Origin of the sequence: Streptomyces sp. NPDC001750, from assembly GCF_042892615.1 — a bacterium.
Lineage (GTDB): Bacteria > Actinomycetota > Actinomycetes > Streptomycetales > Streptomycetaceae > Streptomyces.
The window spans coordinates 59227-83686 of the sequence record NZ_JBIAUE010000015.1; the positions used below are offsets into that span (position 1 = coordinate 59227).

The following is a 24460-nucleotide window of genomic DNA, read 5'->3' on the forward strand; positions in this document are numbered from 1 at the left end:
GGACATCATGACTGCGCAGGACAGCGGGCGGGTCGCGCTCATCACGGGCGCGAGCCGCGGCATCGGCTACGGCATCGCCGAGGCGTTCGTGGCCCGCGGGGACCGGGTCTGCATCACCGGACGCGGCGAGGACGCGCTCAAGGAGGCCGTGGAGCGGCTCGGCTCCGACCGGGCGATCGCGGTGGCGGGCAAGGCGCACGACGAGGCCCACCGGGAGGCGGCCGTCGAGCGCACCATGGAGGCGTTCGGCCGGATCGACTTCCTGGTCAACAACGCCGGGACGAACCCGGTGTTCGGCCCTGTCGCGGACCTCGACCTCGATGTCGCCCGCAAGGTCTTCGAGACCAACGTGGTCTCGGCGCTCGGCTTCGCCCAGCGGACCTGGAAGGCGTGGCAGAAGGAGAACGGCGGGGCGATCGTCAACATCGCTTCGGTCGCCGGCTTGTCCGCGTCGCCGTTCGTCGGCGCGTACGGCGTGAGCAAGGCGGCCCTGGTCAATCTGACCCTCCAGCTGGCGCACGAGTTCGCGCCCGCCGTCCGGGTCAACGCGATCGCGCCCGCGGTCGTGAAGACGAGGTTCGCCCGGGCGCTGTACGAGGGCCGTGAGGCGGAGACGGCCGCCTCCTACCCGCTCGGCCGTCTCGGGGCCCCCGAGGACGTCGGCGGTGCCGCCGCGTTCCTCACGTCGGACCAGGCCGGCTGGGTCACCGGACAGACCCTGGTGGTCGACGGCGGGTTGTTCCTGAATGCCGGAGTGGGCTGAGACGGCCTGAGGGGATTTCGTCGAGATTGACTCAAGTGCCCTGTCGGGGTTGTGAATTGACCCGGCAGGGCACTGCGGTAGGGTCTGCCGTCCCATGGCTGATCGAGGAGCGTTCACGTGTTCTACCGGGCCAGTCTGCAGGCCGCTGCAGTCCTTGTCTCCCTGTCCCTGCTGGCAGGCTGCGGACTTCTCTCCGACAGTGGTTCGAAAGTCGAGCAGAAGATGGTCGTCGGTACGACCAGTGAGCCCTCCACACTCGATCCGGCGGCGGCGTGGGACAACTCCTGGGAACTGATGCGGAACGTCTTCCAGACGCTGGTGAGCTTCCCCACCGGCAGCAACCGTCCCGAGCCGGACGCCGCGGAGTCGTGCAGGTTCACCGACAGCAGCAGCACGGCCTACCGCTGCAAACTGCGCAAGGGACTGAAGTTCTCCAACGGTGACGATCTCGACGCCGAGGCCGTGAAGTACTCCATCGACCGGATATCGGCGATCAAGGTGAAGGGCGGCCCCGTCGGGATGCTCGGCTCCCTCGACCGGGTCGAGACGAAGGGGGACGACGTCGTCGTCTTCCACCTCACCAAGTCGGACGCGACCTTCCCGTTCATCCTCGCCACCCCCGCGATGTCGCTGGTCGCGCCGAGCGAGTACTCGAAGTACAAGATCCGCGACGACGGCAAGGTCATCGGTTCGGGCCCGTACCTCCTGGACTCGTACAAGCCCAGGAACCGGGCCGAACTGGTCAGGAACCCGGACTACAAGGGCTTCGCCGACCGGAAGAACGACGCGGTGACCATCCGGTACTTCAAGGACTCCGCCCATGTGGTCGCGTCGCTGAAGAAGAAGGAGATCGACGTGATCTACCGCGGTCTCACCGCGGACGACGTCGTCGACCTGGAGTCGGGCAAGGGCGCGAAGAATGAACTGAAGATCGTCGAGACGGTCGGCGCCGACATCCGGTTCCTGGTGTTCAACCCCGAGGATCCCGCCGCCGGGAACGTGGCGGTGCGTCGGGCCATCGCGCAGCTCGTCGACCGCGACGCGCTCGTGGCCAAGGTCTACCGGGGCACCGCCGAGCCGCTGTACTCCATGGTCCCCAAGGGCATCGCCGGGCACACCACCAGCTTCTTCGACGCCTACGGGGACCCGGACCCGGCCAAGGCCAAGCGGATCCTGGAGCGGGCGGGCATCACCAAGCCGGTCGCCCTGACGCTCTGGTACACCACCGACCGCTACGGCTCCTCCACGGCCGCGGAGTTCACCGAGCTGAAGCGCCAGCTGGAGGACTCCGGGCTGTTCCGGATCACGCTCAGGAGCAAGCCCTGGAAGGAGTTCCAGGAGGGCTTCACCAAGGGTGAGTACCCGGTCTTCGGACGCGGCTGGTTCCCGGACTTCCCGGACCCGGACAACTTCATCGCTCCCTTCGTGGGCAAGGACAGCATCACCGGGACGCCCTACCTGGAGAGCGAGATCACGGACCGGCTGCTGCCCCAGACCCGCAAGGAGAGCGACCGGGGCGCGGTCAGCAAGCAGTTCGAGCGGGCCCAGCGGATCCTGGTCGAGGACGTCCGGCTGCTGCCGTTGTGGCAGGGCAAGCTGTACGTGGCGTCCGGCGACGACATCGGCGGCGGCGAGCGCGTCCTCGACCCGCAGGTCGTGATGCAGATGTGGGAGTTCTACCGCAAGGCCAGCTGGTAGCCCGGCCGATGCCGTGACCGGAGGGGTCCGCCCGGCGACGCCCGCCGGGCCCCCTCCGGTCACGGCGGCAGGGGCTCGCCCGGCCCGTTGTCAGTGGCCCCCGGTAGGTTCTCGGGTGAAGAACGTATTACTTACCGGAGGTTGTCGACGTGTCCTACACCGACCTGCTGCCCGAGTCCTGGCGCGGCGTCCTCGGCGAGGAGCTGGAGAAGCCGTACTTCAAGGAGCTCACCGAGTTCGTCGAGGAGGAGCGGGCCAAGGGGCCGGTCTACCCGCCGCGCGACCAGGTGTTCGCGGCTCTGGAGGCCACGCCGTACGAGAAGGTGAAGGTGCTCGTCCTCGGCCAGGACCCGTACCACGGGGAGGGGCAGGGACACGGGCTGTGCTTCTCCGTGCGACCCGGTGTGAAGACGCCGCCGTCCCTGCGGAACATCTACAAGGAGATGAAGGAGGAGCTCGGCCTGCCGATCCCGGACAACGGGTATCTGATGCCGTGGGCCGAGCAGGGCGTGCTCCTGCTCAACGCGGTTCTGACGGTCCGCGCGGGTGAGGCCAACTCGCACAAGGGCAAGGGCTGGGAGAAGTTCACCGACGCGGTGATCCGCGCGGTCGCCTCCCGCCCCGACCCGGCGGTCTTCGTGCTCTGGGGCAACTACGCCCAGAAGAAGCTGCCGTTGATCGACGAGACGCGTCACGTGGTGGTGAAGGGTGCGCACCCGTCGCCGCTCTCCGCCAAGAAGTTCTTCGGCTCCCGTCCGTTCACGCAGATCAACGAGGCGATCGAGGCGCAGGGGCACGAGGCCGTCGACTGGCGCATCCCCGACCTGGGCTGACGCCGCGGGGCCGGAGGCGGCCGTTCGACGGGACGGCCGCCCGCGCCCGCACCGGCTCCGGCGGGACCTTCCGGCCGGAGCCGCACGCATCCGTACGCGTCCGGGGTCCTCGCGGGTCTTCGGGGCCCGGGGCGGTGTGCTCGCCGCGCCGGTAGCGGAACGCTCGTGCGCCGCTCGGCGCCCGATGGACGGCCGCGCCGGCCCCGGGACGCACCGGACGCCGCGCGCGCTGATCCACGGAGATCCGCGAAGATCCGTCGGAGAGGCCCTAGCGTTCGAGGGGGAACGGGTGGACCGGACGAGGAGGCCGCGGTGACCGAGCAGCGGGAGGCGTCGCCGGACGCCGTCATGACCAGGATCGGCCAGGCGATCATGCTGCTGCACGGCGGTGACCGGGAGGAGGCCCGCAACCGTTTCGGCGCTCTCTGGTCGGAGATCGGCGAGGACGGCGACGCCCTGCACCGGTGCACCCTCGCCCACTACATGGCCGACACCCAGGACGACCCCGGCGACGAACTGGCCTGGGACCTCAGGGCCCTGACCGCGGCCGACAGCCTGACCGACGAGCGCATGACGCAGCACTCCGACGCCCTCGCGGTGCGGGTCCTGTATCCGTCGCTCCACCTCAACCTCGCGGCGGACTATGTGAAGCTCCAGCGGGACGACGAGGCCCGGACCCATCTGGACCGGGCGCGCGCCGCCTCCGGGGTGCTCGCGGAGGACGGGGCGGACGACGGGTACGGGGGAGGGGTCCGCGCCGCCATCGCACGGCTGGAGCTGCGCCTGCGGGAGATGTGAGCGGGTGGCCCGTCCGCACCGGACGGTCCACCCGCTCGTCGTGCTCGCCCGGGGTCAGCGGCCGTAGGTCTCGTCGCAGATGCGGGACTGCGGGCTGCCCGTCGGCCAGTGGCCGTATCCCCGTCCCAGCGCGCAGACGTCCCGCCCGGACACCGGGGCGGGCAGGACCGGTACGGGTGCGGGGATCACGGGCGGGGCCTGACGCGGACGGTGGCGCACCGCGCCGGTGTGCTTCCGCTGCCGAGGAGGGTGCGGTGCGGCCCGGCGCGCGTCCGGCGGCGAGCCGTGCGCGGCGGAGGACGAGGTGGTGGACGGACCGGCGGCCGGCTCGGCGGCCAGGCCGTCGTGGACCGGTGGCCGTGCGATCTGGGGTTCCAGGTCCGGGGAGGGCCTGCTGTTCCCCGGCCGGGGCGGAACGTCCTGCTGCGGCGTCACGGACACGCAGCCGGACAGTGTCGCGACCGCCACACCGGCCAGGAGTTTCACGATGGTTCTGGTTCGTTGCACCCGAGCAACTCTGCTGTGCCGACCCGGTGTGGGGTGAGCCGGGAAGCAGGGATTGGCCCGCACGAGTGACTCCGGTCGGCGCAACGTCCCGCCGCGGGCCGGTGCGTCACCCTTTCGGACCCCCGGGCAGCACGGACCGGCCATCCCCGCCTCCGCCGACAGGAGGCAGCCGCGGCGCACGTATGCTGCCCGGACGAAGCACACGCGCGGCCGGCCGGGTCACCGGGCCGGTCGGGCCCAGCGGCGAACGCCGGGCAGGCCGACGCCGAACACCGAAAGGGAGTACCCGTGAAGGTCGGATGCATCGGGCTCGGCGACATCGCGCGGAAGGCGTATCTGCCGGTTCTGACCGCTCTTCCCGGGATCGAACTGCACGTGCAGACCCGCACCCCGGCCACCCTGGCCGCGGTCGCCGAGGCCCACCGGATCCCGGCCGGGCAGTGCCACGCGGACCTCGGGTCCCTGATCGCCCAGGGGCTGGACGCGGCGTTCGTGCACGCGCCCACCGCCGTGCACCCGGAGATCGTGGGGCGGCTGCTGGAAGCGGGTGTCGCCACGTACGTCGACAAGCCGCTCGCCTATGAACTCGCCGATTCCGAAAGGCTGGTGAACCTCGCCGAGGAACGCGGGACGAGCCTTGCCGTCGGCTTCAACCGCCGGGTCGCACCCTCTTACGCACAGTGCGCCGAGCACCCGCGCGAACTGATCCTCATGCAGAAGAACCGGGTCGGCCTGCCCGAGGACCCGCGCACCGTGGTGCTCGACGACTTCATCCACGTCGTCGACACCCTGCGCTTCCTCGTCCCCGGCACGATCGAGCACGTCGTCACGCACGCCCGGATCGTCGACGGTCTGATGCACCACGTCGTGCTGCACCTGTCCGGCGAGGGCTTCACCGCCGTCGGCACGATGAACCGGCTCAGCGGCTCGACCGAGGAACGCCTGGAGGTCTCGGGCCAGGACGCCAAGCGCGAGGTCCTCGACCTCGCGCAGGTGATCGACCACAAGGGGCAGCCGAGCGTGCGGCGGCGGGGCGACTGGGTGCCGGTGGCCCGCCAGCGCGGCATCGAGCAGTGCGTGCTGGCCTTCCTGGACGCCGTACGGGCCGGGACGGTGCTCAGCGCCCGGGACGCCCTGCAGACGCACGAACTGTGCGAGCGCGTCCTGCGTGACCTCGGCTGCGCCTGACCGGGCCGTACCCGGCCCACACCCGCCCCCGTACGCGCCCGCGGCTAGCGGTCGGTCTCCGGCGTCGGGCCACCGGGCACACCGCCCTCGGCGCCCCGGTCGCGCCTCCTCACGGCCCGCACGCCCACGGACGCGGCGTACACGACCAGTACGGCCGCCGCCCCCACCAGCGGCCAGTCGCCCCACCGGACGTACAGGGTGGTGCCGGAGGCCAGGGGCACGTCGAACACCTCGGCGCCACTGGTGTCCGTCCCGAGCGGGGTGCCGATCCGCTCGCCCCGGGGGCCGTACACCGTGCTGACGCCCGTGAGCGTGGCGTGCACCACCGGGCGGCCGTTCTCGGCGGCCCGCAGCGCTCCCAGCGAGGCGTGCTGTTCGGGGGCCCAGCTGTGCTGGAACGTCGAGGTCGACGACTGGACCACCAGGAGCTGCGCGCCGTCCCGGGTCAGCCGGCGGCTCATGTCGGGGAAGGCGGACTCGAAGCAGATCAGCGGCCCGATCCGCAGCCCTCTGCCGTGGACCGCGTCGGGGAGCGGCATCGTCACCGGACGGGCGCCCCGGAGCCGGTCCTCACCCGCCGCGCGGCCCACGGACGTGGCCCAGCCGAGCAGCGAGCGCGCCGGGATGTACTCACCGAACGGCACCAGCCGCATCTTGTCGTAACGATCTCCGGTCAGACCGCCCGGGCCCACCAGCATCGCCGACTTGAAGATCCCCGTCCGGCCCGATCCGTCGCTCTGCCGGGCGTCCGCATTGATCAGCACGTCCGCACCCACCCGACGCGACAGCGCCGCGATCCGGGCGGTGACGTCCGGATGCCGGGCCGGATCCACACCGACGCTGCTCTCGCCCCACACCACCAGATCGAGGTCGCGTCCCGCCAGCGATCCGGTCAGCCGCTCACCGGCCGCGAGCCGCCGCTCGACGCTGTGCGGGCTCGTGAGCACACCGGGCTGCACCACGGCGATCCTCGCCACCCCCGACGGCCGGGGCTGCGGTGCCCAGCCGGCCGCCGCCCCCACCGACAGGGCGCACAGCGCGACGCCGACGACACCGGCCTTCCGCGCGCCACCCGCCACGAACAGCAGCACGACGGCGGTGTTCACCGCGACCACCAGGAGACTCACCAGCCACACACCGCCGATCGAGGCCACGCGGAGCGCCGGGGCCACCTCCCACTGGCTCGCTCCGAGCAGTCCCCAGGGTCCGCCGAGTCCCTGCCAGGAACGGACCGTCTCGATCAGCAGCCAGCCGCACGGCACCACGAGGAGGGCGGCCGCGGCCGTCGCGGCGGACACCCTGCCCCGCAGCAGCCGGAAGACCAGCAGACCCCACGGTGCCCACAGCAGTCCGAGCAGCGCCGCCAGGATCAGCAGGAACACATGCAGGCTCGGCAGCAGCCAGTGATGCACGGCGAGCAGGAACCCCGTCCCGCCGAGCCAGCCGTCGAGCGCGGCCCGGCGCCCCGTACCGGCCGACCGGATCAGCAACAGCCACGGCACCAGGGCCACGTAGGCGAACCACCACAGGGAGGGCGTCGGGAACGCGAGCGCGGGCAGCGCACCGGCGAGCAGCGCGAGACACCTGCGCCATGGGGCGGACCGCAGCACGCGCCCGCACCGGCCGCGCCGCTCGGGCGGGCCCTGCTGTTCCGGCCGCTTCCGCCGTTCCCGCCGCTCCGGCGGGCCGTACCCACGACACGGCCCGTGCCGTCCGCGCTGTCCGTACCGCTCGTGCCGACCGGTCGGAACCCGCATGCCGCGCCTCCTCGTCCCGCCTGGTCAGCAGTCTCGCCCCGGGCCCCCCGTTCCGCAGTTCTTCCCCGGCGCCGTGGAGCGGAAGCACGGCGGGCGGGCCCGCCCGAGGCCGGCACCGGTGCCGGGGCGGGCCCGCGTCCGGGCCGCGGTCAGCAGGGCACCACGGCCACCGGGCCGAGCGCGTGGCTGAGCGTGGTCTGGGCGACGGGGGAGAGGCCGAGCCCCAGCGACTCGCCGCCCCGGCGCCGGCCGATCACCGTCAGGGCCGCGGTGGCCGATGCCGTGACGAGCGCACGCGAGGCCGATCCGCCGACCGCCTCCCTGACGACCTCGACCTGCGGATACTGCTCCCGTCGGCCGGCGGTGAGTTCGGCGAGGGTCCGCTCGGCCGACGCCGCCGCGGCCTCCCGGTCGAAGACGGGACCTCCGGACAGCATCGAGGAGACCATGGTCCAGCCGTGCACGATCCGCAGTTTCGCACCGGGCCGGGCGGCGGCCGCTGCGAAGGCGAACTCCAGCACCGCCTCGCTGCTCTCGTCGGCGGCCACGCCGGCGACGACGTCCCGCAACTCCTCCTCCCGGTCCTCCTCCGGCGTGCCGTGGACGACGACCACGGGGCACTTGGCCATCGAGGCGATCGCCATGCTGTTGGACCCGAGCAACAGCGACCGAAAACCTCCCAGCCCGCGGGAGCCGACCACCACCAGGGACGCGTCGCGGCTGAGCGAGGTGAGCGCCGCCGCGGGGAAGTCCATCGGGGTGAGCGTCGTCGGGTGCAGGGCGGGTGCGAGCCGGGAGACCCTTCGCACGCACTGGGCGAGCAGCTCCTCCGCCTCGCGCCGCTGCGTCTCCTGGACGGAGTGCGGGGCCGGCGTCCGGGCATGCACGACGACGAGCGCGAGCCCGCGCCGGACGGCCTCGCGGGCGGCCCAGCCGAGGGCTTCGAGGCTGTGCGACGAGCCGTCGACGGCTGCGATCACGGGAGGCTCGTTGGTCATGGTGTTTCCCTCCAACATCTGCGGTACGCGTCCCACACTGGTACGCGTCCACGCGGTACGGCAGGGACTTTCGGCCCCAACCGCGCCGCGAGGCCCGGTCCTGTGCTCCACGAACGGCGAAATGCAAAACAAACGGTGAAATGCGAACTATGAGGCCAAAAGCCTGAATGGCTTGATACTGGGACCATGACACAGAAAACGTCCGCATCGCACGCCCCGGCGACTCTTTCCATGAGGGGCCGGGACATACGGGTCCGCACGGTCGGGATCGTGGCGTTGACGGCCGTCGCGATCTGGTTCATCGCCGCGAACACGGTGTCCGTCGCCATCCGGCTGTGGATTCCCGTCGTCGTCCTGCCGCTCTGGTCGGTGCTGACCGTGACCCTGCTGGCCGGGCTGGTGCTGGGAGCGCTCGTCTCCCGTCGTCGGGGCAGGCGCTGAACCCGCCCGGGGCACGTTCGGCCCGTGACGGGTTCGGTGCCCGGCGGCCCGGGCCGTGGCTTCGGAGTGCCGCCTGCCGTGCGGCGCCCGGCGCACACGCAGCCCCTCAACACCCGGAGATGGTCCGAGAAGGGCGGTCCGCCGCAGCGGACCGGCGGCTCGGCGGCCAGCTCGCACTCGGACCAGCGCCTGCTAACCGCTGACTCACCGCGCGGTTGGACCACCAGGCGAGACCGGCACAGCCTGGAATGCGGGCAAGGGCCTCGACGGGCGTAGCGCTGCGCGTTCAGAGGGGGAGCCGTGCCCGCGTCGCGGTGTCCCCTTGCCGCGCCTGCATTCTCGCCCTCGCCTCCACCGCCGCGTCCAGCCAGTGGCACAGTTCGTCCAGTGCGCCCCGCGCTCGCTCGGCGTCGCCCGTGGTGAGGTAGTCCGCCTGGAGACCGGCGAACGTGGCATTCAGCATCGTCGCCGTGATCAGCGCCGTCCGCTCGGGTACGCCGCGCAGCGTCAGGCACGAGGCCACGAACTCCGCCCTGCCCCGAACGAAGTCCGGTACCGCAGAAGGCAGCCGGCCTGCTGCGGCGAGCCCTTCGATCTCGCGGATCAGCCGTGTCATGGGCAGTTCGGCCTCGTCCAGGTTGCGCTCCCAGGCCGATCGTACGACGGCGCTGACCGGTACAGCGGGGTCCTCCCACCCCTCGGTCGTCCGCAGCGCGTGGTGCTGCTGTTCGTCCAGGCGCCGCATGACGGCGATGAGAAGCTCCCGCTTGTCCGCGAAGTGGTGTGTGAGGACGCGGGTGCTCTGGCCCAGTGCCGCGGCGATGCCGCGCAGGGTGAACTGGCCGATGCCGGTGTGGGCGAGGTGCCCGATCACGGCGTCGAGCACCTCGCGGGGGCGGTCCGGGTTGACCGGTCTGGGCACCGCGTCGGCCCTCCTTTCTCGGCAGGGGCGTTCCCGGGCCCCTCGGTGTGCGGTCACTGTTTCATATCCGGCCTCACACCTCGTAAGGGAAACGTCTGTTACCTTTATTTGGTGAGTGTGCTCTTCCGTCAAGCACCCCTCTGGCTCTGTACGTTGACGCTCGCCGCCTTCGCGGTGCAGACCGACGACTTCATCATCATCGGCGTCCTCCCCGACCTCGCCCGTGACCTGCATGTCGGCGAGGGAGGTGCTGGCCAGCTGGTGACCGTGTACTCCCTCGTCTACGCGCTGGCCGCCCCTGCCTGGGCGCTGCTGCTCGCGCGGATCGACCGCAAGCGGGCGTTGTGCGGCGCGCTCGCCGTGTTCGCCGCCACCAACCTTGTGGTCCCGCTCGTCACCTCCTTCCCGGCGCTGATGGGTCTGCGCGTCTCCGCGGCGCTCGCCGCGGCTGTCGTCATGCCCGCCGCCCTCACCGAGGCCACCGCCGCGGCCCCGCCCGACCGGCGCGGCCGCTATCTCGCCACGGTCATGACCGGACTGACCGGCGCGGTGTTGATCGGCGTCCCCGCCGGTACGTACATCGGCGACGCCGCCGGCTGGCAGGCGACCTTCGTGTTCGCCGGGGCGCTGGGCGCGGCAGCGCTGCTGCTGGCCCTCGTGACCGTGCCCCGTACTCCCGCCGTAGCCGAACCGGCGGCAGACGTAGGGGAGTTGCTGCGCCCCGTCCTGAATCGCGCCGTCCTCGTCGTCCTCCTTGTCACCGTGGTGACCGTGGCGGGCAACCTCGCCTTCCAGACATACCTCGCGCCCTTCCTGGCCGACCTCGCCTCCGTGACCCGCAGGCAGCTGGCGCTTCTGCTGGTGCTCTCCGGTGCGGGCGGTCTCATCGGGACGCGCCTGGCGGGACGCTTCGTCGACCAGTACGGATCGCTGCGCGCCCTCGTCGCGGCGGGTGGGCTCTTCTGTGCCGGGATGGCCGCGTTCTGCGGGTTGTGGGTGTCCCGTCCGGTCCCGCTCGCGCCCGTCGCCGCCCTGCTGATGTGGTGGTCGGCCGCGGCCTGGGCCGTACCCCCCACCCTCCAGGCCCTGATGGTCGACCGGGTAGGCCCCGAGGGCGCCATCCAGGCGATGGCCCTGCACAGCAGCTCCGCATACGTCGGAGCGGCGGCCGGCGGAGCTCTGGGCGGCGCCCTGGTGGTTGTCGACGCGGGTCTCCTTCCGGCGGTGGCCGCCGTCCTGGTAGGACTCGCGCTCGGGGGCGTGTGGTGGGCGGTGCGGTCCGCCCCGGCTGCGGTGGAACGTCCGGATGCGTGTGCCGGGCCCGGTGAGGCGGAGGCGGGTGCCGCCGCCGGCGAGCACGGCGCGCGGACGGAGCGGGGCCACCGGCGGTGAGGGGGAGAGCGGTGAGGTGGCGGGCACGGGTGGGGAGCGGTGACGGCGCGGAGCCGTGGTCAGCCGTCGGCCTCTCCGTCCCTGCCGAACTCCAGGAGGCACAACCCCTCATGGGGTGCGGCCGCAAGGGGAGGGCGTAGCCCGAGCCCTGCGGCCTTGCCCAGCATCCGGAACTCCTCAGCGGCGCGCTTCTTGCCGTCCAACAGGACGAGCATCGGTGTCGTAGCTGCCGGGCTTGAGGTGGAGACACAGGCGGGGGCCGGCCGTGGTCGGGGTCGGTGGCGTGGTGGCCGAGGGCCGCGGCATCGGGGCACGCTTCCAGTTCAACCGGTGTCGCAGGAGCGGGGTCCGGCCCGGGGTGCGTAGGTGCGGCGGACCTGGGGCAGCAGCGAGACGCCTGATTCGTCGAGGAACACGGTCCAGGCACGTGTGTTCACCGCACGTCGGAAGTATAGCCGTGCCCGGATGTGCCGCCGAGCCGGTCATCGACCTCTGGGACCAGGGGGTCCCTGGGCGCCATGGGGCGCTGGCGCATCTCAGCGGCCAGGACGTCCGCCGAGCATACGAAGGGCCGATCTGTAACCGTGCTTCCGTGGCAGGAAAAGATGGGCAGTGAGGTCATTTGCCGCGGCCGGTGATGAGGTCGCGCGCGCGATCGACCAGCCCCAGCCCAGGGGAGAGGATCTTGCTGGCCAGTGGGGAGCTCCGGGGGCCGGGGTGCGGACGAGTGGGGGCGGACTCTTTCGAAAGGCGGGCTTCCTGGCCCAAAAGGTCCAGAAGCTCTGGGCCACAAGCCGCACGGAGCTGAGCGAAGAGATTGTCCTCCTCGTCCTGGACGTGGGCGCGGACCTCGGTGCGAAGCTTGGCGAATAGGTGGACGAACTCGGGCTCGTCCGCGTCCATCCCTTCGAGGTCTTTCAGAAGCTGCTCGACGCGACCGTGGTCGGCGGCCTCCTTGTCGGCCAGCGCATCCCCGCGCGGGATGTGCTCGCGCACTGCCGGATACAGGTGTTGCTCCTCCGCGACCGAGTGTCGCACCATCTCGATGGTCAGCTGGTCGAGCAGTCGCCTGCGCTCCGGGCTTCCGGGCGGAAGGGCTTCGATCCGGTCGAAGAGGTCGTCCATCTCGCGGTGGTCGGCCGTCAGTTCCTCGATGACATCGCCGCCATGTTGCATGACGCATACCGCCTTCCGGTTCCCTGTGCGGCCGGGGCCGGCCACGCGGAGAACGTGTTCCCGCGTCTTTATGGCGTGGGCCGTGCCTGTTTCGCCGCGGTGGCGGAGCGTGAGCAAAGGGGATCCTGGTGTATTCGGGCGTTTTGGCAACGCGGCTAAGGGCTGTCCCGTAATCCCTGGCGGGCGCACGACGACGGCTACGGCACCTCGCCGCGTTGTCGGAACGTCCACATACATCCAGTATGCGGACGTCCTCCGCCTTACGATGCACCGCATCCTTGGCCCGATCCGGCAGCGGCCTGTACCCAGTCGGTGCCCCTGCCGGAGGAGTACGGCCACTGGCGGGGCGTCTGCAACCGACTGCGGACGCGGACCGTCGACGGCACCTGGGAGCGGGGCTTCACCGCTCTGATGGCCCAGTCCGAGGCCGACGAGAAACCGGGGCGTCTCAGTGGGCTCCACGATCGTGCGGCCCATCAGCGCGCGGCCGGGTGCGCAAAAAAGACCGCGGCCGGTGAGACCGACGGCCAGGCATCAGCCGGTCCCGCGGCGGACTGACCACGAAGATCCACCTCGCGGCCGACGGGCGTTGCCGACCGCTGGCCTTCCATCTCACCGCCGGACAGTCCGACGACGCCCCGCCTCCATCGACGTCATGGCCCGCCTGCGCGTTCCCCGTCGTCGTGGACGGCCCCATGGTGATGGCCTGCCGCCCTCGGCCGAATCAGTGGTTCGGTCGGGGGCCCGGTGCGCGAAGCGCCCCGGGCGGGTATCCGGAGCAGTGAGCGACGGGTGCGACCCCGTCTTCTGGCAGAGGGACGACTTTTGAGGTGGCACGTGATGAACGACCGACCGAGTTCCGACACGGCTCGGCCCGAACATGCCCACAGCACCGACCCGGCCATGCTGGGCATCTACCTCAACGACCACCTGATGGGCGCAACCACGGGGGTGGAGCGGGTTCGCCATCTGGTACGCACCGTTCGCGGTTCGGCGCTCGCCGGGGCGCTCGGACCCGTCGCCGCCGAGATCGTCCAAGACCGGATGGCTCTGCTCGGCATCATGAGAGATCTGGGCATCCCGGTGCGCCGCTACAAGGTCTGCGCGGGCTGGACGGCCGAAAAGGTGGCGCGCCTGAAGAGCAATGGTCGCCTCGCACGGCGTTCTCCGCTGAGCACCTTGCTGGAATTGGAGATGCTACGACTGGCGGTGGAAGGCAAGACAGCCGGATGGCAGACCCTCCGCGGACTCACCGCCACCGAGAAGCGCTTGGATCCGCAACTGCTCGACGACCTCCTCGACCGAGCTCGGCGACAGCAAGGCGTAGTGGAAGAGTGGCGTACCCGCCAGGCCGCTTCAGCCTTTGGGACAGCTTGACACGTACCGCTGTGCGCCGTATACGGGCCCCTTGTGTCGGCCTGCCCCATCGGCGGCAAAGACTGATCGCGTCGGTGGGGGCGATGAGTTCCTCGTGAGCGATGAGGTGCAGGGCCGGTATTCCACCCCATAGAGGCCAGGACGTGCAGGCGCCGGCAGTGGCGGGCGACAGCCTGCCCAGTGGCTTCGCCGAGGTTGTTCCACAAAGGTCACCCGTCAGCGACCTGAATAGCCTGGGGTTCCCCCAGTCGTGCCGTCTTCCGCGAAGAACGCTGCGCGGGCCAGCCTGTGGGCGTGCCCGTATTCCGTAACCCGGTGACAGCCTGGAGGTGACAGCGACTCTCGGCGCAGCAGCCACGTCATCGAGAGGCGGATCGGTGCCCGAAGAAGTGCCACCTGTGCGGCCCGCTACTACTCGGGGAGACGGGGCGGTCGTCGTGGGATCGGTGCGCATGCTCCGCCCGGTGGGTGTCGTGTTGGCCTGGCGCGTCTTCGCGATCTGCGATCGGCTCGCGGCCTGGCTGTCCGAGCTCCCGGCGCGAGGCTCTGGAATGCTGGGATGGGCGACGCCCAGCGGCCACTATCAGGCTCAGCCCGAACATGGCCAGCGCCCCGACGACGATGCCGTAGAGGAACAGTGTGCCGGTGGACCCGGTCACGTGATATCCGAACACCGAGAAGCCGTTGTTGAGCTGGTGAGCGCTGCCGCCGTTGGCGAAGATGCCGGCCACGGCAACGACAACCGCGGCGATCAGAATGATGAGCCCCAGGAGAAGAATCATGGCGTGCTCCGGGAATTGCGGCGTATATCCAGGTTAAGTCCGCTCAGGAGATCGGAGCGTCCGACGTCGGGCTTGGGTCGGCGCGCTCGGCGACCAGATCCATCGCCTGATCGCAAGGGAAGGCCGACCATGAGAATCGCCAAGAAGATCGCGCACAAAGCCGAAGTAATCAAAGGTGGCTCCAGAAAGATCGCTGGCCGAGGAACAGGTAGCCGACGTCTACAGGCGGAAGGCCGCGGCGACGTCGTCGGCGCCGGCGCAGGTTCCGGTACGCATCTGATCGGCGCGGTGTTGGACGATTTCGTGCGGGAGACGGGCGCCTCCGGGTGCTTGGTGTACCTGCTGCCGCCGGGCGAGCGGGTGCTGCGGCTGGCGATGCTGAGGGGGGTTCCCCGGCAGGTCGCCGCGCACTGGACGCAGGTGCCGCTGGCGGCCCGCACCCCGGCGACCGACGCCGTGCGCGAGCGCTGCCTGGTGTGGATAGGCTGCCAGGAAGAGATGGCGCGGCACTACCCGCAGATGGCGCTCGCGCTCCCCTACCCCTTCTCGGCGGCCGCTGCCCCGATCACCACCGGCACCACAGCATGGGGCGCCCTGGTCGTGCGGTGGCCCGGCTCGCATCCACCGGCGCTGACCCGACACGAACGCAACGCGGTCCGTACCTCCTGCCGCCGCCTGGGCCTTCTGCTGCGGCAGGCCGCCGAAAGCGGCCACCCGCTGCTGCCCGGGTCCGAGCCCCAGGTCCTGCCCTCCCCGCGTGCCTACGCTCGCGGGCCGGCACAGGAGGCGGCAGCGACGGACTTCGCCGAGCGCCTGCCCGGAGGGTGCTGCACCTTGAACCTCGACGGCCGGATCACCTTCATCACAAACACCGCCGCCGACCTTCTCGGCGCCAGCGCCGCCGACCTGCTGGACGCCCTGCCCCGGCAGGTCCTGCCGTGGCTGGACGACCCGGTGGTCGAAGACCGCTACCGGGCCGCGGTGCTCAGCCACCAGCCCACTTCCTTCACCGCCCGGCGGCCACCGGACAGGTGGCTGTCCTTCCACCTCTACCCGGGCGTCTCCGGCGTCAGCGTCCGCATTGTCCCGGCCTCCCCCGCCCCTGCCTCGGAGATGTCAGAGGTCCCGCTCCCCGCACCGCCGGCTGCACCGGGCCGGTCGACCGCCCACCACCACCTGATGCACCTTGCCGCCACGCTGACCGAGGCCGTCGGGGTCACAGACGTGATCGACCGGATTGCTGACCTGGTCCCGACTGCCTTCGAGGCCCAAGCCCTCGCCCTGATGATCGCCGAGGAGGGCCGACTGCGGATCATCGGCTACCGCGGCTACACCGCCGAACACATGGACCGCTTCGACGGCATCCCCCTGGCCTCGGACACCCCTGCCGTGCGTGTCCTGACCAGCGGCGTCCCCAGCTTCTACGCCACCTTCTCAGACCTCAAGCGCGCGTATCCCCCCGCCGTCCTGCAGGACGGCAAGGCCGCCTGGGCCTTCCTGCCCCTGATCGCCTCCGGCCGCCCCGTCGGCTCGCTGGTCCTCGCCTACGACCGGCCGCACCCCTTCACACCCGAGGAACGAGCTGTCCTCACCGCGACCGCCGGCCTGATCGCCCAGGCCCTGGACCGCGCCCTCCTCTACGACGCCACACACGCTCTCGCCCACAGTCTGCAAGCCAGCCTGCTGCCCCAAGCACTGCCCCGCATCCCCGGCCTGGACGTGGCCACCTACTACCTCCCCACCGCTCACGGCATCGACGTCGGCGGCGACTTCTACGACCTCATACACATAGGCACCGACCTCGCCGCCGCAACAATCGGCGATGTCCAAGGCCACAACGTGAACGCCGCCGCCCTCATGGGGCAGGTCCGCACCGCTGTCCACGCCACCGCCGGCGCACCGCCCGGCCAAGTCCTCGCCCGCACCAACCGCCTGCTCACCGACCTCGACCCTGGCTTGTTCACCAGCTGCCTCTACATCCAGCTCGACCTGGCACGCCACCGCGCCTGCATGGCCACCGCGGGACACCCGCCCCCTCTCCTGCGCCACCCCGACCTGCACACCGAGACCGTCCCGCTGGCGCCCGGGCTCCTGCTCGGCATCGACCCCGCCGCCGACTACCCGGAGACCGACATCCCCTTGCCGCCCGGGGCCGTGCTCGCCTTGTACACCGACGGACTCGTCGAAACCCCCGGCATCGACTTCGAGGACGCCACCGCCGACCTCGCCGCTCAGCTCGCACAGGCCCGGAGCCAGACCCTGGACGCCCTCGCCGACACCCTCATCCACCACGCCCAACGGTCCGCCCCCCGCAACGACGACATCGCCCTGCTCCTCATTCGGCCACAACAGCGCGGCCGCTGCGTGCGATAAGGCGGCCGAAAGCCCTCGTAGCGGGGCTACGTGGGCTCTCGGCCAACGCCGAAGGGGGTCCCCCTGGCCCTTAAGGCCTTGGGGGAGTGAGTGCCGGACGGTGCGAGGGGGCAAACCTTGCCGGGAGCGGCACTAGAAACGTCACCTGCTGCGGCCGCTGCCCGCGGACGAGTACGACATGGGGATCGGGCTGACGCCGGTGGTGCACCGCAACGTGGTTCCGCCGCCCTTTTCGCTGCGCCTCTGCTCAGGCTGTTGTGGGTCCGACATTGTGGCCGCTCCCTTGCTCTGTGCGTGCACCTCAGATGCGGGAGCGGCCGCTGTCCCGACCGGGAAACGAGTCCTCACCGGTTCCCTCACCCGCCGGTGTCCCCGACATCTGACAGCGGCCACCTCACCCAGGATCCCACTTGCGCCGTACAGTTGCCGGGCGTGGCGGGTGGCAGGCACGTACGGTCCGCACCGGCCACTGCGCGTGCCCGACGGTCTGGTCAGTCGGTGGACAGTGCTTCCAGGAGGTCACCGACCTGGGGTTCCGGCAGGGCGCGGGCGACGTCGGCCTGGGCGACCATGCCGACGAGGCGGTGCCCGTCGATGACGGGGAGCCGGCGGACCTTGTGGTCGGCCATGGTGCGCAGGATGACGGAGGCGTCGTCGTCGGCTCCGATCGTGACGGCTTCGCCCTGCGCCAGCTCCCCGGCGGTCGTGGCCTCCGCGTCCTTACCTGCGGCCAGGACCTTGACCACGATGTCCCTGTCAGTGAGCACCCCTTTGAGCCGGTCGTCGGCCCCGCAGATGGGCAGAGCGCCGACACCCATTTCCGCCATCTTCCGCGCCGCGCGCAGTACGGACTCGTCCGCACCGATGCACTCGGCGCCTTCGGTCATGATTTCTCGCGCAGTGGTCATCGCCTGCCTCCTCAGTCGCCGGAAGCTCGCGCAGTTCTTGCCTGGTCATGTGCGCGCGGCCTTCGATGTTCCTGTCCCTGGCTTCCTCGTGCAGTCCGTGCCGCGTGTGATCCGGCGACGTGGTTCTGGCCCGGGGCGTTGCCGCGGTGGGGCGTGTGGGCTTCTGTTGCCGTCGGAGGAGCCGCGGTTCTGGGCGCACGCTCGGGCACCTTCGTGGTGGTTTCGCTCCTGCTCGGTCCTGCAAGCATGAAGGTCTTCCTGCCGTGGTGTCGCTGTGGTGGGCCTCGGGAAGGCGCCGGGCTGGCTCTCTGACAAGCCCGCCCTTCTTCCAGCGCACGCGCGAAATGGGATCCTCGCGACAGGAACGTAGATCGGTCTCGCGATACGTGCACGGCGGGGGAGTCCACCTTCTGCGGTCGCCGGTGAAGAGTCAGCCCGGCGGGGCCGGTCACCTGGGCACGCAGCGAGCCAGCGGGTGAGTACCTGGGGCGCTGAGAGAGGGCTCCGTTCACGTGATTCGCACCGAGGGCGGCAGCGGCTCGGTTTGCTGCCTGACCGCGCACGGTCACGGCACTAGTGCCGCATCAGGCAACGTTCGCCCCGTCGCGACGCCCGGCACGCCCTCTCGCCGCACCGGCCGAAATCCCAAGTACATCCAGTACGAGGGCTTCCGGCCGGCACACCGAGAGCACGTACCGGACGCGCTCCTTGACGGGCAAACGTTGCCTGCCGCGGCACTAGAAGGGGCGGGCGTCTGGACGCGTCGCATCGCCGTGACCAGCTGAAAGATGCCCGCACCACGACGTAACTGCGGCCAACAGGCTGCAGCGAGGAAGCCGCTCCCGCGTTGCCCTGTCTGTGGTTCCGCTGGCTCCCCATTTCTTTCAGTGGCCCACTGCTTCTTTCAGTGGCCCACTGCCTGTTCTCGTCGACGCGTGCAGCGTCGGTTGGCAGGAGATGTTCGACAGCTCGGGGACATGCCGATGCCGACCTCCAGTGGCTGATCGCGTGGGGCGGACGCCTCGGTGGGCCCGAACCTCAGAAGGACATCAGCGCGGATGAGCCTCTCGCGCCGACGGCCGTCGTCGAGGTCGCCCTCGGCTCCGAACTACGCAAGCGTGTCACTCTGCGCTTTGACGGCAGCCTGCGGCCATGCCGGACTCGTGGCCAAAACCCTGCCCACCCGTACCGACGCAGCGACACGCCAAACCTACTGGCGCCCGGGTCGCCACCCTTCCTGGCAAACCTCTCCGGCCACAGCACTAGGTCGTCGCCTGACAGAAGCTCCGCCCTGGTGTGGCGCACGTGGGCAAGACCGACACGATGATTAGAGATCTCCACCCCTCCGAGCGGCGGCGGGCTGGTGCTCTGCGCCCACCTCATCGCCCCGTCTGTTCGGCGCTGCTCAGAGCCGCCTTCCTGATCAGCTGTTCCCCATGCGATTCCTGACCAGAGCCTGTGGGCTGAGCGGTGCCTTTTCCTGAGCTGTCGCGGTGAGAGGGACGTAGCGTGCGAGAGCCCCCGCGCGGGCGCGGTACATCAGCTCTTGCATGCCGAGGGCGGAAGGTGTGGCGGCGGCTCGGGCCCTGAGCAGGACGAAGTGGAGGTAGGGCAGTGGGACATGGCGGGAATGTGATCGATGAACTCACCACCGATCACCGGGAAGTCGAAGCGCTCTTCGAGCGGATCGAGGCGTTGCCAGTCGGGGATCCGCGACGGCGGGAGCTGGCGGACGAGATGAGAGATCCGCCGCGCGAAGAAGACGGCTCCCACCCGACCGCATCCCTCCGCGCCCACCACGCCGCCTGCCAACAAACTCCTCGCCCCCGGCGCAGGGCTGGTCGACCGCGCCCGCGACCTCCTTGCCCGCCGTAACCGCGGTGACTGAGCCCGTTCTTCCGTCGGCGCTGATCGCCGTAGGGAGGGACCGTGCTTCCGCGGTAGCCACAACGGACCCACCCCGGAAGTGGGTGTGCGCCGCCTGCCTGTCCTCGACGAACGGCAGGTCATCGGGGTCCTGACCGTCGAGGACATCCTCATGGACTTCTTCCGCCGGATGGCGGACCTGCTCGGCGGCCCCATTGCCTGGAGCGCTCTGGAAGAGCCTCCCGGCCCACCAGGGCAAGAGGCCGGCCCTGGCATCCCGCAGGCGCCTCGTACCGGGTCTCCTTCTGAGCCGGAGCACGAAGCGGGCTGCCTGGGGGTGACCGGGCTCAGTCGTGTGGGAGGACGGCGACGGAGCCTCGTTCGGATCGCTGCCGTCTCCTGCCGTTTCAGTGGCCAGGCGGGTGACCATGAGGGGTGCTCGGGGCGCGAGCGCCCGCGCTGGCATGTCCGTACGGCCGCAGCCGTGACTGATCCCGGGTGGCATCCGACGCAGCGGCACACCACGCGTGGCCGTTGGCTACAGCAGCATGGGGAGGAGATGGTGGCGATGATGAGAGCTCACCTCGGCGATCAACTCGTCATGAGAGTCCGGCAACCGGTGCTGCCAGACGCGACGGCGAGATCATCGGACTCCACCATGAGGACGGAACACCTCCCTACGATGTGCGCTGGTCGGACACGGGCGGGGTGACGCTCGTGTTTCCCGGGCCCGACGCACACGTCCGTCACCTCGAGCACCAGCCCGGCGGACGCCAGGCGCCTTCCCGGCCTGGCATGGACGAGGCCGGTGTCATGTCCGCCACGACCCCGTCAGACGGGACCGCCGGGCCTGGGGACATCCGCCGACGCGTGGCGCCGGTTCCCTGCTGCTGCGCCGATCGCAGGACCCAACCGGCCCGGAGGCAGGATCGTTGGGCGCCCGGAGCGATCCCGAATTCTGAAAACAGTGATGAGCGGCAGCGTGAGAGAGCGAACGATGGGTGACAGCGACGACGAGAAGCGGGAGCCGGAGGAGAAGGCGGACCGCAAGTGGACCGAGATGCTCCAGGAGGTTCGCGTCGCCCAGACCGGAGCGCAGATCCTCTTTGGGTTCCTGATCAGCGTCGTATTCACGCCCCGCTTTACCCAGATCAGCCCGGCCGAGCGGGCGCTGTACGACATCACGGTGGTCCTCGGAGCTACCGCCACCGGCACACTGATCGCCCCGGTCGCCTTCCACCGCTTCCTCGCCGGTCACCAGATGATGCCCGAACTGGTCCGCTACGGCGCCAAGCTGATCACCCTGGGCCTTGTCCTGCTCGGCATCACCGTCGGCGCTGTCCTCGTGCTCCTGCTGCACGTCGCCACCCACTCACCCGTCGCCTGGGTGGTCGCCGGCACGGTAATGCTCTGGTTCGCCGTCTGCTGGCTGCTCTTTCCCTGGATCGCCCTGCGCCGCGGACGGGGCGGCAAATTGGGTCCATCCACATAGCCGCGCTGCGGATGGGCGGTAACACGCGGGTCGCGCATGCTCAGCAGGCGCATGTTGGGAGGGTGGCGCCGGGAGCGTCGCTGGGTTGGTGCCGTTGAGTCCTTCCGCGGGCAAGGATGCGAACCGAGGGCACGGGCTTCGCCTGGCCTGAGGCGGGGCCCACAGGGCCGTGACGGTGTCCGGCACCCCGAGCCCCGGGCACCGTCACGGGGAGCCGACCGGGGGCACCGGGTCTCCACCGATATGAACGAAACCCCACTGTCGAGGATTCGCCGCCGAACGGGTGGCAGTGCGTACCGGCACGAATAGCCTTAATGCTCCCGCCGGAGAAATCTGCCGCGGTGCGGACGGTCGGCGCCACCGCGTGCGCCGACGACTTTGGGGCTCAGACGGTCGTGGGCGTCTGGGGCGCGAGGACCTGATCACGGTGTTGGCCCAGCGCATCTGTCGCAGAGCCCGAGGGCGGCACGCAGCGGCCAACCGCGACAGGTCGGCTTTTCGCGCCGCATGTCCCGCTTGGGCCGGCATCTTTCAGTGCAAGGAGTTGCCAACGGCGCGCAGGAGCAAAGAGGGCCGCCGGGTCCCGCGAGGACCGCCGGGTCCCGGCGAGGGCGCTCCCCTGACGGCCAGTCGGCCGGCCCGTGCCGAGCCTCACTCTCCGGGGCCCGAAGGCCGGTCCGGGGGAGCGGCCCGGTGCGGAGCGGCGCGGCGGCGGTGACTGGTGTCGCACCACGGAAGGGTTCGGCTGCGTCGACACGTACAGACAGCGACGACGAAGCGGTCCGAGACATGCGTGACACCATCGGGCCCCTCCACCTCCACCGGCCCTTCGATCAGCAACGGGCCTCGTTCGGTCAGGACCACACGGCGCGGGGGATCAGTCTCGTTCGGCACGGATGACCACCAACTCCTCGGTCGTTCCCTCGCCGTCCAGCAGCTTTTGCTCGCGCAGCCAGTTCAGCCGCGACAGCAGAACGGGGCCGAAGGGGATGCGCACGCGGTTGCTGACGACCGCGTTCAGGCCTACATGTCCGAGGAGCCGCAGTGAGGCGTCGGGGTCGCACAGGCCGGAGTGCACCATCAGGAGCACCCCGCCCCGACGCAGCACCGTGGGCGCGCCCGCACAGACTCGGTCGACCACGGCCCGGCCGTCGGTCCCGGCGTCCCACGCACGGGCGGCGCCGTGCCGAGGGGTGTCCGGGGCCGGTGCGGGTACGTACGGCGGATTGCACAGCACGAGATCGTAGGAGTAGGCGCGGACGGCGGAGGTCAGATCATCTCGGCGCACGGTGATACGCCGACGGTGCAGCATTGCATTGAGGCGTGCTGTCACCACCGCGCGGCGCGAGATGTCGACGGCCGTCACCCTGCCGCCCAACTGCGCGGCCCGCACGGCCAGCACCCCGCTCCCGGTTCCGATGTCCAGCACCGTCGCCCCGGGCCGGAGGCCCTCGCGGTCGAGGGCCCCCATGAGCAGCCGTGTGTCGTGCTGAGGTGCGTAGACGCCCGGCAGTCTCACCAGGAACGGGCCAGGGAGGTCCAGGAGTGTCTCGGCCATGCGTTTGCTCCCGTCGGGGGAGACAGGACGTGGTTCCATGGTGCGCTCGGAGGGGGGCGGCCGCCTCTCGGAGCGACGGCACGTGCCGGTTCGTACGCCGTGTGCCGGCCCTCACCCGCCCCAGACCGTGAGCAGCCGGTCGCCGAGGCGGTCCTCGAGATACGAGGTCGCGGTGATGCCGAACGCGACGTCAGGCTCCAGCTCGGGTTCGTCGTCGAGGAGTCCGCCGATCACCTCACGTCGCACGATCTGCTCGTGCACGGCGTCGGCCTCCACATGTTCGGTGTAGAAGCGTTTCGCGGACGGCCCCGCGCCGGTGCGTTCCATGGCGCCCGCGAGGCGCCGGGAGGCCGGTGACGAGGTGATCTCCACGGTGGCGAAGTGGCCCACCAGCGCTCCTCGTAGACGCCGGTGCAGTCCGAAGAGCGACATGGCGTTCACCAGGGCGAGCATCTCCGCGTATCCCATGTCCAAGTAGTGACCGTAGGCCGTCTCCAGGCCGAGATCCGACATGAGATCCGCGAACAGCCGGGCGTGCACCCGGTCCGCCCTGCCCCCACCGAACTCGTCGTACTCGACGGCAGCCATCCCGGCCTTGGCACGACCGCTGAGTCGAGGCAGCACCCAGGCGTGCGGATCGGCCTCTTTGAGGTGGTAGAGGGAACGCTGCGCCGCGTACGCGCGAAGATGATCCAGCGTCCCGTGCTCCTCGAGGAATTCCGGTACGCTGCGGCCGCCGACGGCCTCGACCGCCAGATCGGCGAGGAGGGAACCGAGCGGCTGGCGGGCATACGCATCACGGCGCAGAGCGGTCAGGAAGCGGTCCTCCAACGCGGCACGGAGCGCGAGGAGCGTGGGGTCCCATTCCCAGCCGGGATCGACCCCGTCGAACCCTCGGTAGTGCAGTTCGTAGCAGGTGTACAGGGCCAGTTGCAGATCGTCGCCGTAGGCGTCGGCCCCTTCCGCCGTCGCCGCCGCGGGCGGTGGGTGGTCGCCGCGAAGGGCCCCGGACACCCCGAGGGAGAGCGGACCGCGCTCCCGGGGAAGGACCGGCTTGCGATGGTGGACGGCCATGCGTTCACATCCTGGGCGCGGCCGGTCCTCAGGAAGGCCGGCGTCATCGGGCCGGTCGCGGGGGGAGAATTCTGAGTTGAGCATGGCACAGACCCTTCTCTCACCCGCCCCAATCAGGAGTGGCAACGGCGGCCCGCAACTGCTACTCGTGCTAGGTGAGTTGGTCTCCGGTGAGGTGCGGCTCCGGGAGGGGCGGGCAGCCGAAGCGATCGTGGAATCGCTGCGCGGCTTCGCGCGGGAGGAGGACACCTCGCAGCCGCTGGGGGACGACTTCCTCAACGTGTCCTTCCTGGTGGAACGGGAGAAGGAGAAACCGTTCCTCGCCGCGGAGCGAGAACTCGCGGAAGAGCTCGGCCCGGACTATGACCTACGGCTGCGCGGACCGCCGGCCCCGTACAGCTTCGTCTAGAAGCCCACGTAGCCCGCTACGAGGGCTTTCGGCCGCCTTGCGATCGCACGACCGGACGACGCTCCTTCCGGGCAAACCTTGCCGGGAGCGGCACTAGCCGGTACAGCCTCGTCGAGGCGGCTTCCTCCGTTCCGCTTTTCCGTGCTCG

At 70.5% G+C, this 24460-nt stretch carries 23 protein-coding genes and 2 pseudogenes; 14 read left to right on the forward strand and 11 right to left on the reverse strand.

The features are described 5' to 3' along the window. The first annotated feature begins 7 nt into the window (after positions 1–7). The 4 genes from ACFYY6_RS22800 (at position 8) to ACFYY6_RS22815 (ending at position 4092) form a co-directional block, all read left to right on the forward strand. Positions 8–763: an SDR family oxidoreductase gene (locus ACFYY6_RS22800; protein ID WP_351518739.1), complete on the forward strand. Its 756-nt coding sequence runs from the start codon at positions 8–10 to the stop codon at positions 761–763. Between the two features lie 117 nt (positions 764–880). Continuing rightward, complete coding sequence (locus ACFYY6_RS22805; RefSeq protein ID WP_351518737.1) at positions 881–2461, forward strand: ABC transporter substrate-binding protein; 1581 nt, start codon at positions 881–883, stop codon at positions 2459–2461. 149 nt (positions 2462–2610) lie between these two features. Then, complete coding sequence (locus tag ACFYY6_RS22810) at positions 2611–3294, forward strand: uracil-DNA glycosylase (RefSeq protein ID WP_073782656.1); 684 nt, start codon at positions 2611–2613, stop codon at positions 3292–3294. A gap of 312 nt (positions 3295–3606) precedes the next feature. Next, positions 3607–4092: a hypothetical protein gene (locus tag ACFYY6_RS22815; RefSeq protein ID WP_351518735.1), complete on the forward strand. Its 486-nt coding sequence runs from the start codon at positions 3607–3609 to the stop codon at positions 4090–4092. Between the two features lie 54 nt (positions 4093–4146). On the opposite strand, the gene ACFYY6_RS22820 is transcribed toward ACFYY6_RS22815, so the two are convergent. Beyond that, the gene (locus ACFYY6_RS22820; protein WP_351518734.1) at positions 4147–4599 is read right to left on the reverse strand and encodes a hypothetical protein; all 453 of its coding nucleotides are present in this window, start codon (positions 4597–4599) and stop codon (positions 4147–4149) included. A 288-nt stretch (positions 4600–4887) separates the two neighbouring features. On the opposite strand from ACFYY6_RS22820, the gene ACFYY6_RS22825 reads away from it, so the two are divergent. Then, on the forward strand, positions 4888–5787 hold the full coding sequence (locus ACFYY6_RS22825) for a Gfo/Idh/MocA family oxidoreductase (RefSeq protein ID WP_351518733.1): 900 nt from the start codon (positions 4888–4890) through the stop codon (positions 5785–5787). 44 nt (positions 5788–5831) lie between these two features. Here ACFYY6_RS22825 and lnt read toward each other — a convergent pair whose 3' ends face one another. Further along, on the reverse strand, positions 5832–7544 hold the full coding sequence (gene lnt / locus ACFYY6_RS22830; protein ID WP_389194827.1) for an apolipoprotein N-acyltransferase: 1713 nt from the start codon (positions 7542–7544) through the stop codon (positions 5832–5834). A 149-nt stretch (positions 7545–7693) separates the two neighbouring features. Continuing rightward, positions 7694–8542, reverse strand: coding sequence for a universal stress protein (locus ACFYY6_RS22835; protein WP_351518730.1), 849 nt, complete (start codon positions 8540–8542; stop codon positions 7694–7696). 186 nt (positions 8543–8728) lie between these two features. On the opposite strand from ACFYY6_RS22835, the gene ACFYY6_RS22840 reads away from it, so the two are divergent. Continuing rightward, positions 8729–8983: a DUF1049 domain-containing protein gene (locus ACFYY6_RS22840; RefSeq protein WP_351518729.1), complete on the forward strand. Its 255-nt coding sequence runs from the start codon at positions 8729–8731 to the stop codon at positions 8981–8983. Positions 8984–9269: 286 nt separating this feature from the next. On the opposite strand, the gene ACFYY6_RS22845 is transcribed toward ACFYY6_RS22840, so the two are convergent. Continuing rightward, the gene (locus ACFYY6_RS22845) at positions 9270–9905 is read right to left on the reverse strand and encodes a TetR/AcrR family transcriptional regulator (RefSeq protein WP_351518728.1); all 636 of its coding nucleotides are present in this window, start codon (positions 9903–9905) and stop codon (positions 9270–9272) included. A 111-nt stretch (positions 9906–10016) separates the two neighbouring features. On the opposite strand from ACFYY6_RS22845, the gene ACFYY6_RS22850 reads away from it, so the two are divergent. After that, positions 10017–11297, forward strand: a complete 1281-nt coding sequence (locus ACFYY6_RS22850; protein ID WP_389194830.1) for an MFS transporter — start codon at positions 10017–10019, stop codon at positions 11295–11297. A 59-nt stretch (positions 11298–11356) separates the two neighbouring features. Here ACFYY6_RS22850 and ACFYY6_RS22855 read toward each other — a convergent pair whose 3' ends face one another. After that, entirely contained in the window at positions 11357–11512 is a 156-nt protein-coding gene (locus ACFYY6_RS22855; RefSeq protein WP_351518725.1) for a hypothetical protein, read from the reverse strand. A 403-nt stretch (positions 11513–11915) separates the two neighbouring features. Further along, positions 11916–12473: a hemerythrin domain-containing protein gene (locus ACFYY6_RS22860; protein WP_389194833.1), complete on the reverse strand. Its 558-nt coding sequence runs from the start codon at positions 12471–12473 to the stop codon at positions 11916–11918. A gap of 533 nt (positions 12474–13006) precedes the next feature. On the opposite strand from ACFYY6_RS22860, the pseudogene ACFYY6_RS22865 reads away from it, so the two are divergent. Both ACFYY6_RS22865 and ACFYY6_RS22870 read left to right on the forward strand, forming a co-directional pair. Next, a pseudogene (locus ACFYY6_RS22865) lies at positions 13007–13167 on the forward strand (IS5/IS1182 family transposase); the annotation flags it as partial. Between the two features lie 146 nt (positions 13168–13313). Continuing rightward, a complete protein-coding gene (locus tag ACFYY6_RS22870; protein WP_389194837.1) occupies positions 13314–13850 on the forward strand; it encodes a hypothetical protein in 537 nt (178 codons plus the stop codon). Positions 13851–14209: 359 nt separating this feature from the next. On the opposite strand, the gene ACFYY6_RS22875 is transcribed toward ACFYY6_RS22870, so the two are convergent. Further along, entirely contained in the window at positions 14210–14632 is a 423-nt protein-coding gene (locus tag ACFYY6_RS22875; RefSeq protein ID WP_351525764.1) for a hypothetical protein, read from the reverse strand. Between the two features lie 288 nt (positions 14633–14920). Here ACFYY6_RS22875 and ACFYY6_RS22880 point away from each other — a divergent pair, with 288 nt between their 5' ends. Beyond that, positions 14921–17005: a SpoIIE family protein phosphatase gene (locus ACFYY6_RS22880; protein WP_389194840.1), complete on the forward strand. Its 2085-nt coding sequence runs from the start codon at positions 14921–14923 to the stop codon at positions 17003–17005. 491 nt (positions 17006–17496) lie between these two features. Here the strand turns inward: ACFYY6_RS22880 and ACFYY6_RS22885 are convergent, their stop codons facing one another. Then, positions 17497–17913: a CBS domain-containing protein gene (locus tag ACFYY6_RS22885; protein ID WP_351525760.1), complete on the reverse strand. Its 417-nt coding sequence runs from the start codon at positions 17911–17913 to the stop codon at positions 17497–17499. A gap of 1614 nt (positions 17914–19527) precedes the next feature. On the opposite strand from ACFYY6_RS22885, the pseudogene ACFYY6_RS22890 reads away from it, so the two are divergent. From ACFYY6_RS22890 to ACFYY6_RS22900, 3 genes and pseudogenes are all read left to right on the forward strand, one after another. Then, positions 19528–19801 (forward strand): annotated as a pseudogene (locus ACFYY6_RS22890) (hypothetical protein). A 476-nt stretch (positions 19802–20277) separates the two neighbouring features. Next, entirely contained in the window at positions 20278–20784 is a 507-nt protein-coding gene (locus tag ACFYY6_RS22895; protein WP_386608186.1) for a DUF1918 domain-containing protein, read from the forward strand. Then, positions 20762–21271: a DUF6328 family protein gene (locus ACFYY6_RS22900; RefSeq protein ID WP_351524825.1), complete on the forward strand. Its 510-nt coding sequence runs from the start codon at positions 20762–20764 to the stop codon at positions 21269–21271. The genes ACFYY6_RS22895 and ACFYY6_RS22900 overlap by 23 nt, the downstream gene beginning before the upstream one ends. Positions 21272–21922: 651 nt before the next feature. Here the strand turns inward: ACFYY6_RS22900 and ACFYY6_RS22905 are convergent. The 3 genes from ACFYY6_RS22905 to ACFYY6_RS22915 form a co-directional block, all read right to left on the reverse strand. Next, the gene (locus ACFYY6_RS22905) at positions 21923–22165 is read right to left on the reverse strand and encodes a CDGSH iron-sulfur domain-containing protein (RefSeq protein WP_351625704.1); all 243 of its coding nucleotides are present in this window, start codon (positions 22163–22165) and stop codon (positions 21923–21925) included. Beyond that, the gene (locus ACFYY6_RS22910; protein WP_351625706.1) at positions 22149–22829 is read right to left on the reverse strand and encodes a HemK2/MTQ2 family protein methyltransferase; all 681 of its coding nucleotides are present in this window, start codon (positions 22827–22829) and stop codon (positions 22149–22151) included. The genes ACFYY6_RS22905 and ACFYY6_RS22910 overlap by 17 nt, the downstream gene beginning before the upstream one ends. Before the next feature lie 111 nt (positions 22830–22940). Next, positions 22941–23903, reverse strand: coding sequence for an iron-containing redox enzyme family protein (locus ACFYY6_RS22915; RefSeq protein ID WP_351524823.1), 963 nt, complete (start codon positions 23901–23903; stop codon positions 22941–22943). An 82-nt stretch (positions 23904–23985) separates the two neighbouring features. Here ACFYY6_RS22915 and ACFYY6_RS22920 point away from each other — a divergent pair, with 82 nt between their 5' ends. Further along, a complete protein-coding gene (locus ACFYY6_RS22920; protein WP_386608187.1) occupies positions 23986–24312 on the forward strand; it encodes a GvpL/GvpF family gas vesicle protein in 327 nt (108 codons plus the stop codon). The last annotated feature ends 148 nt before the right edge of the window (positions 24313–24460 follow it).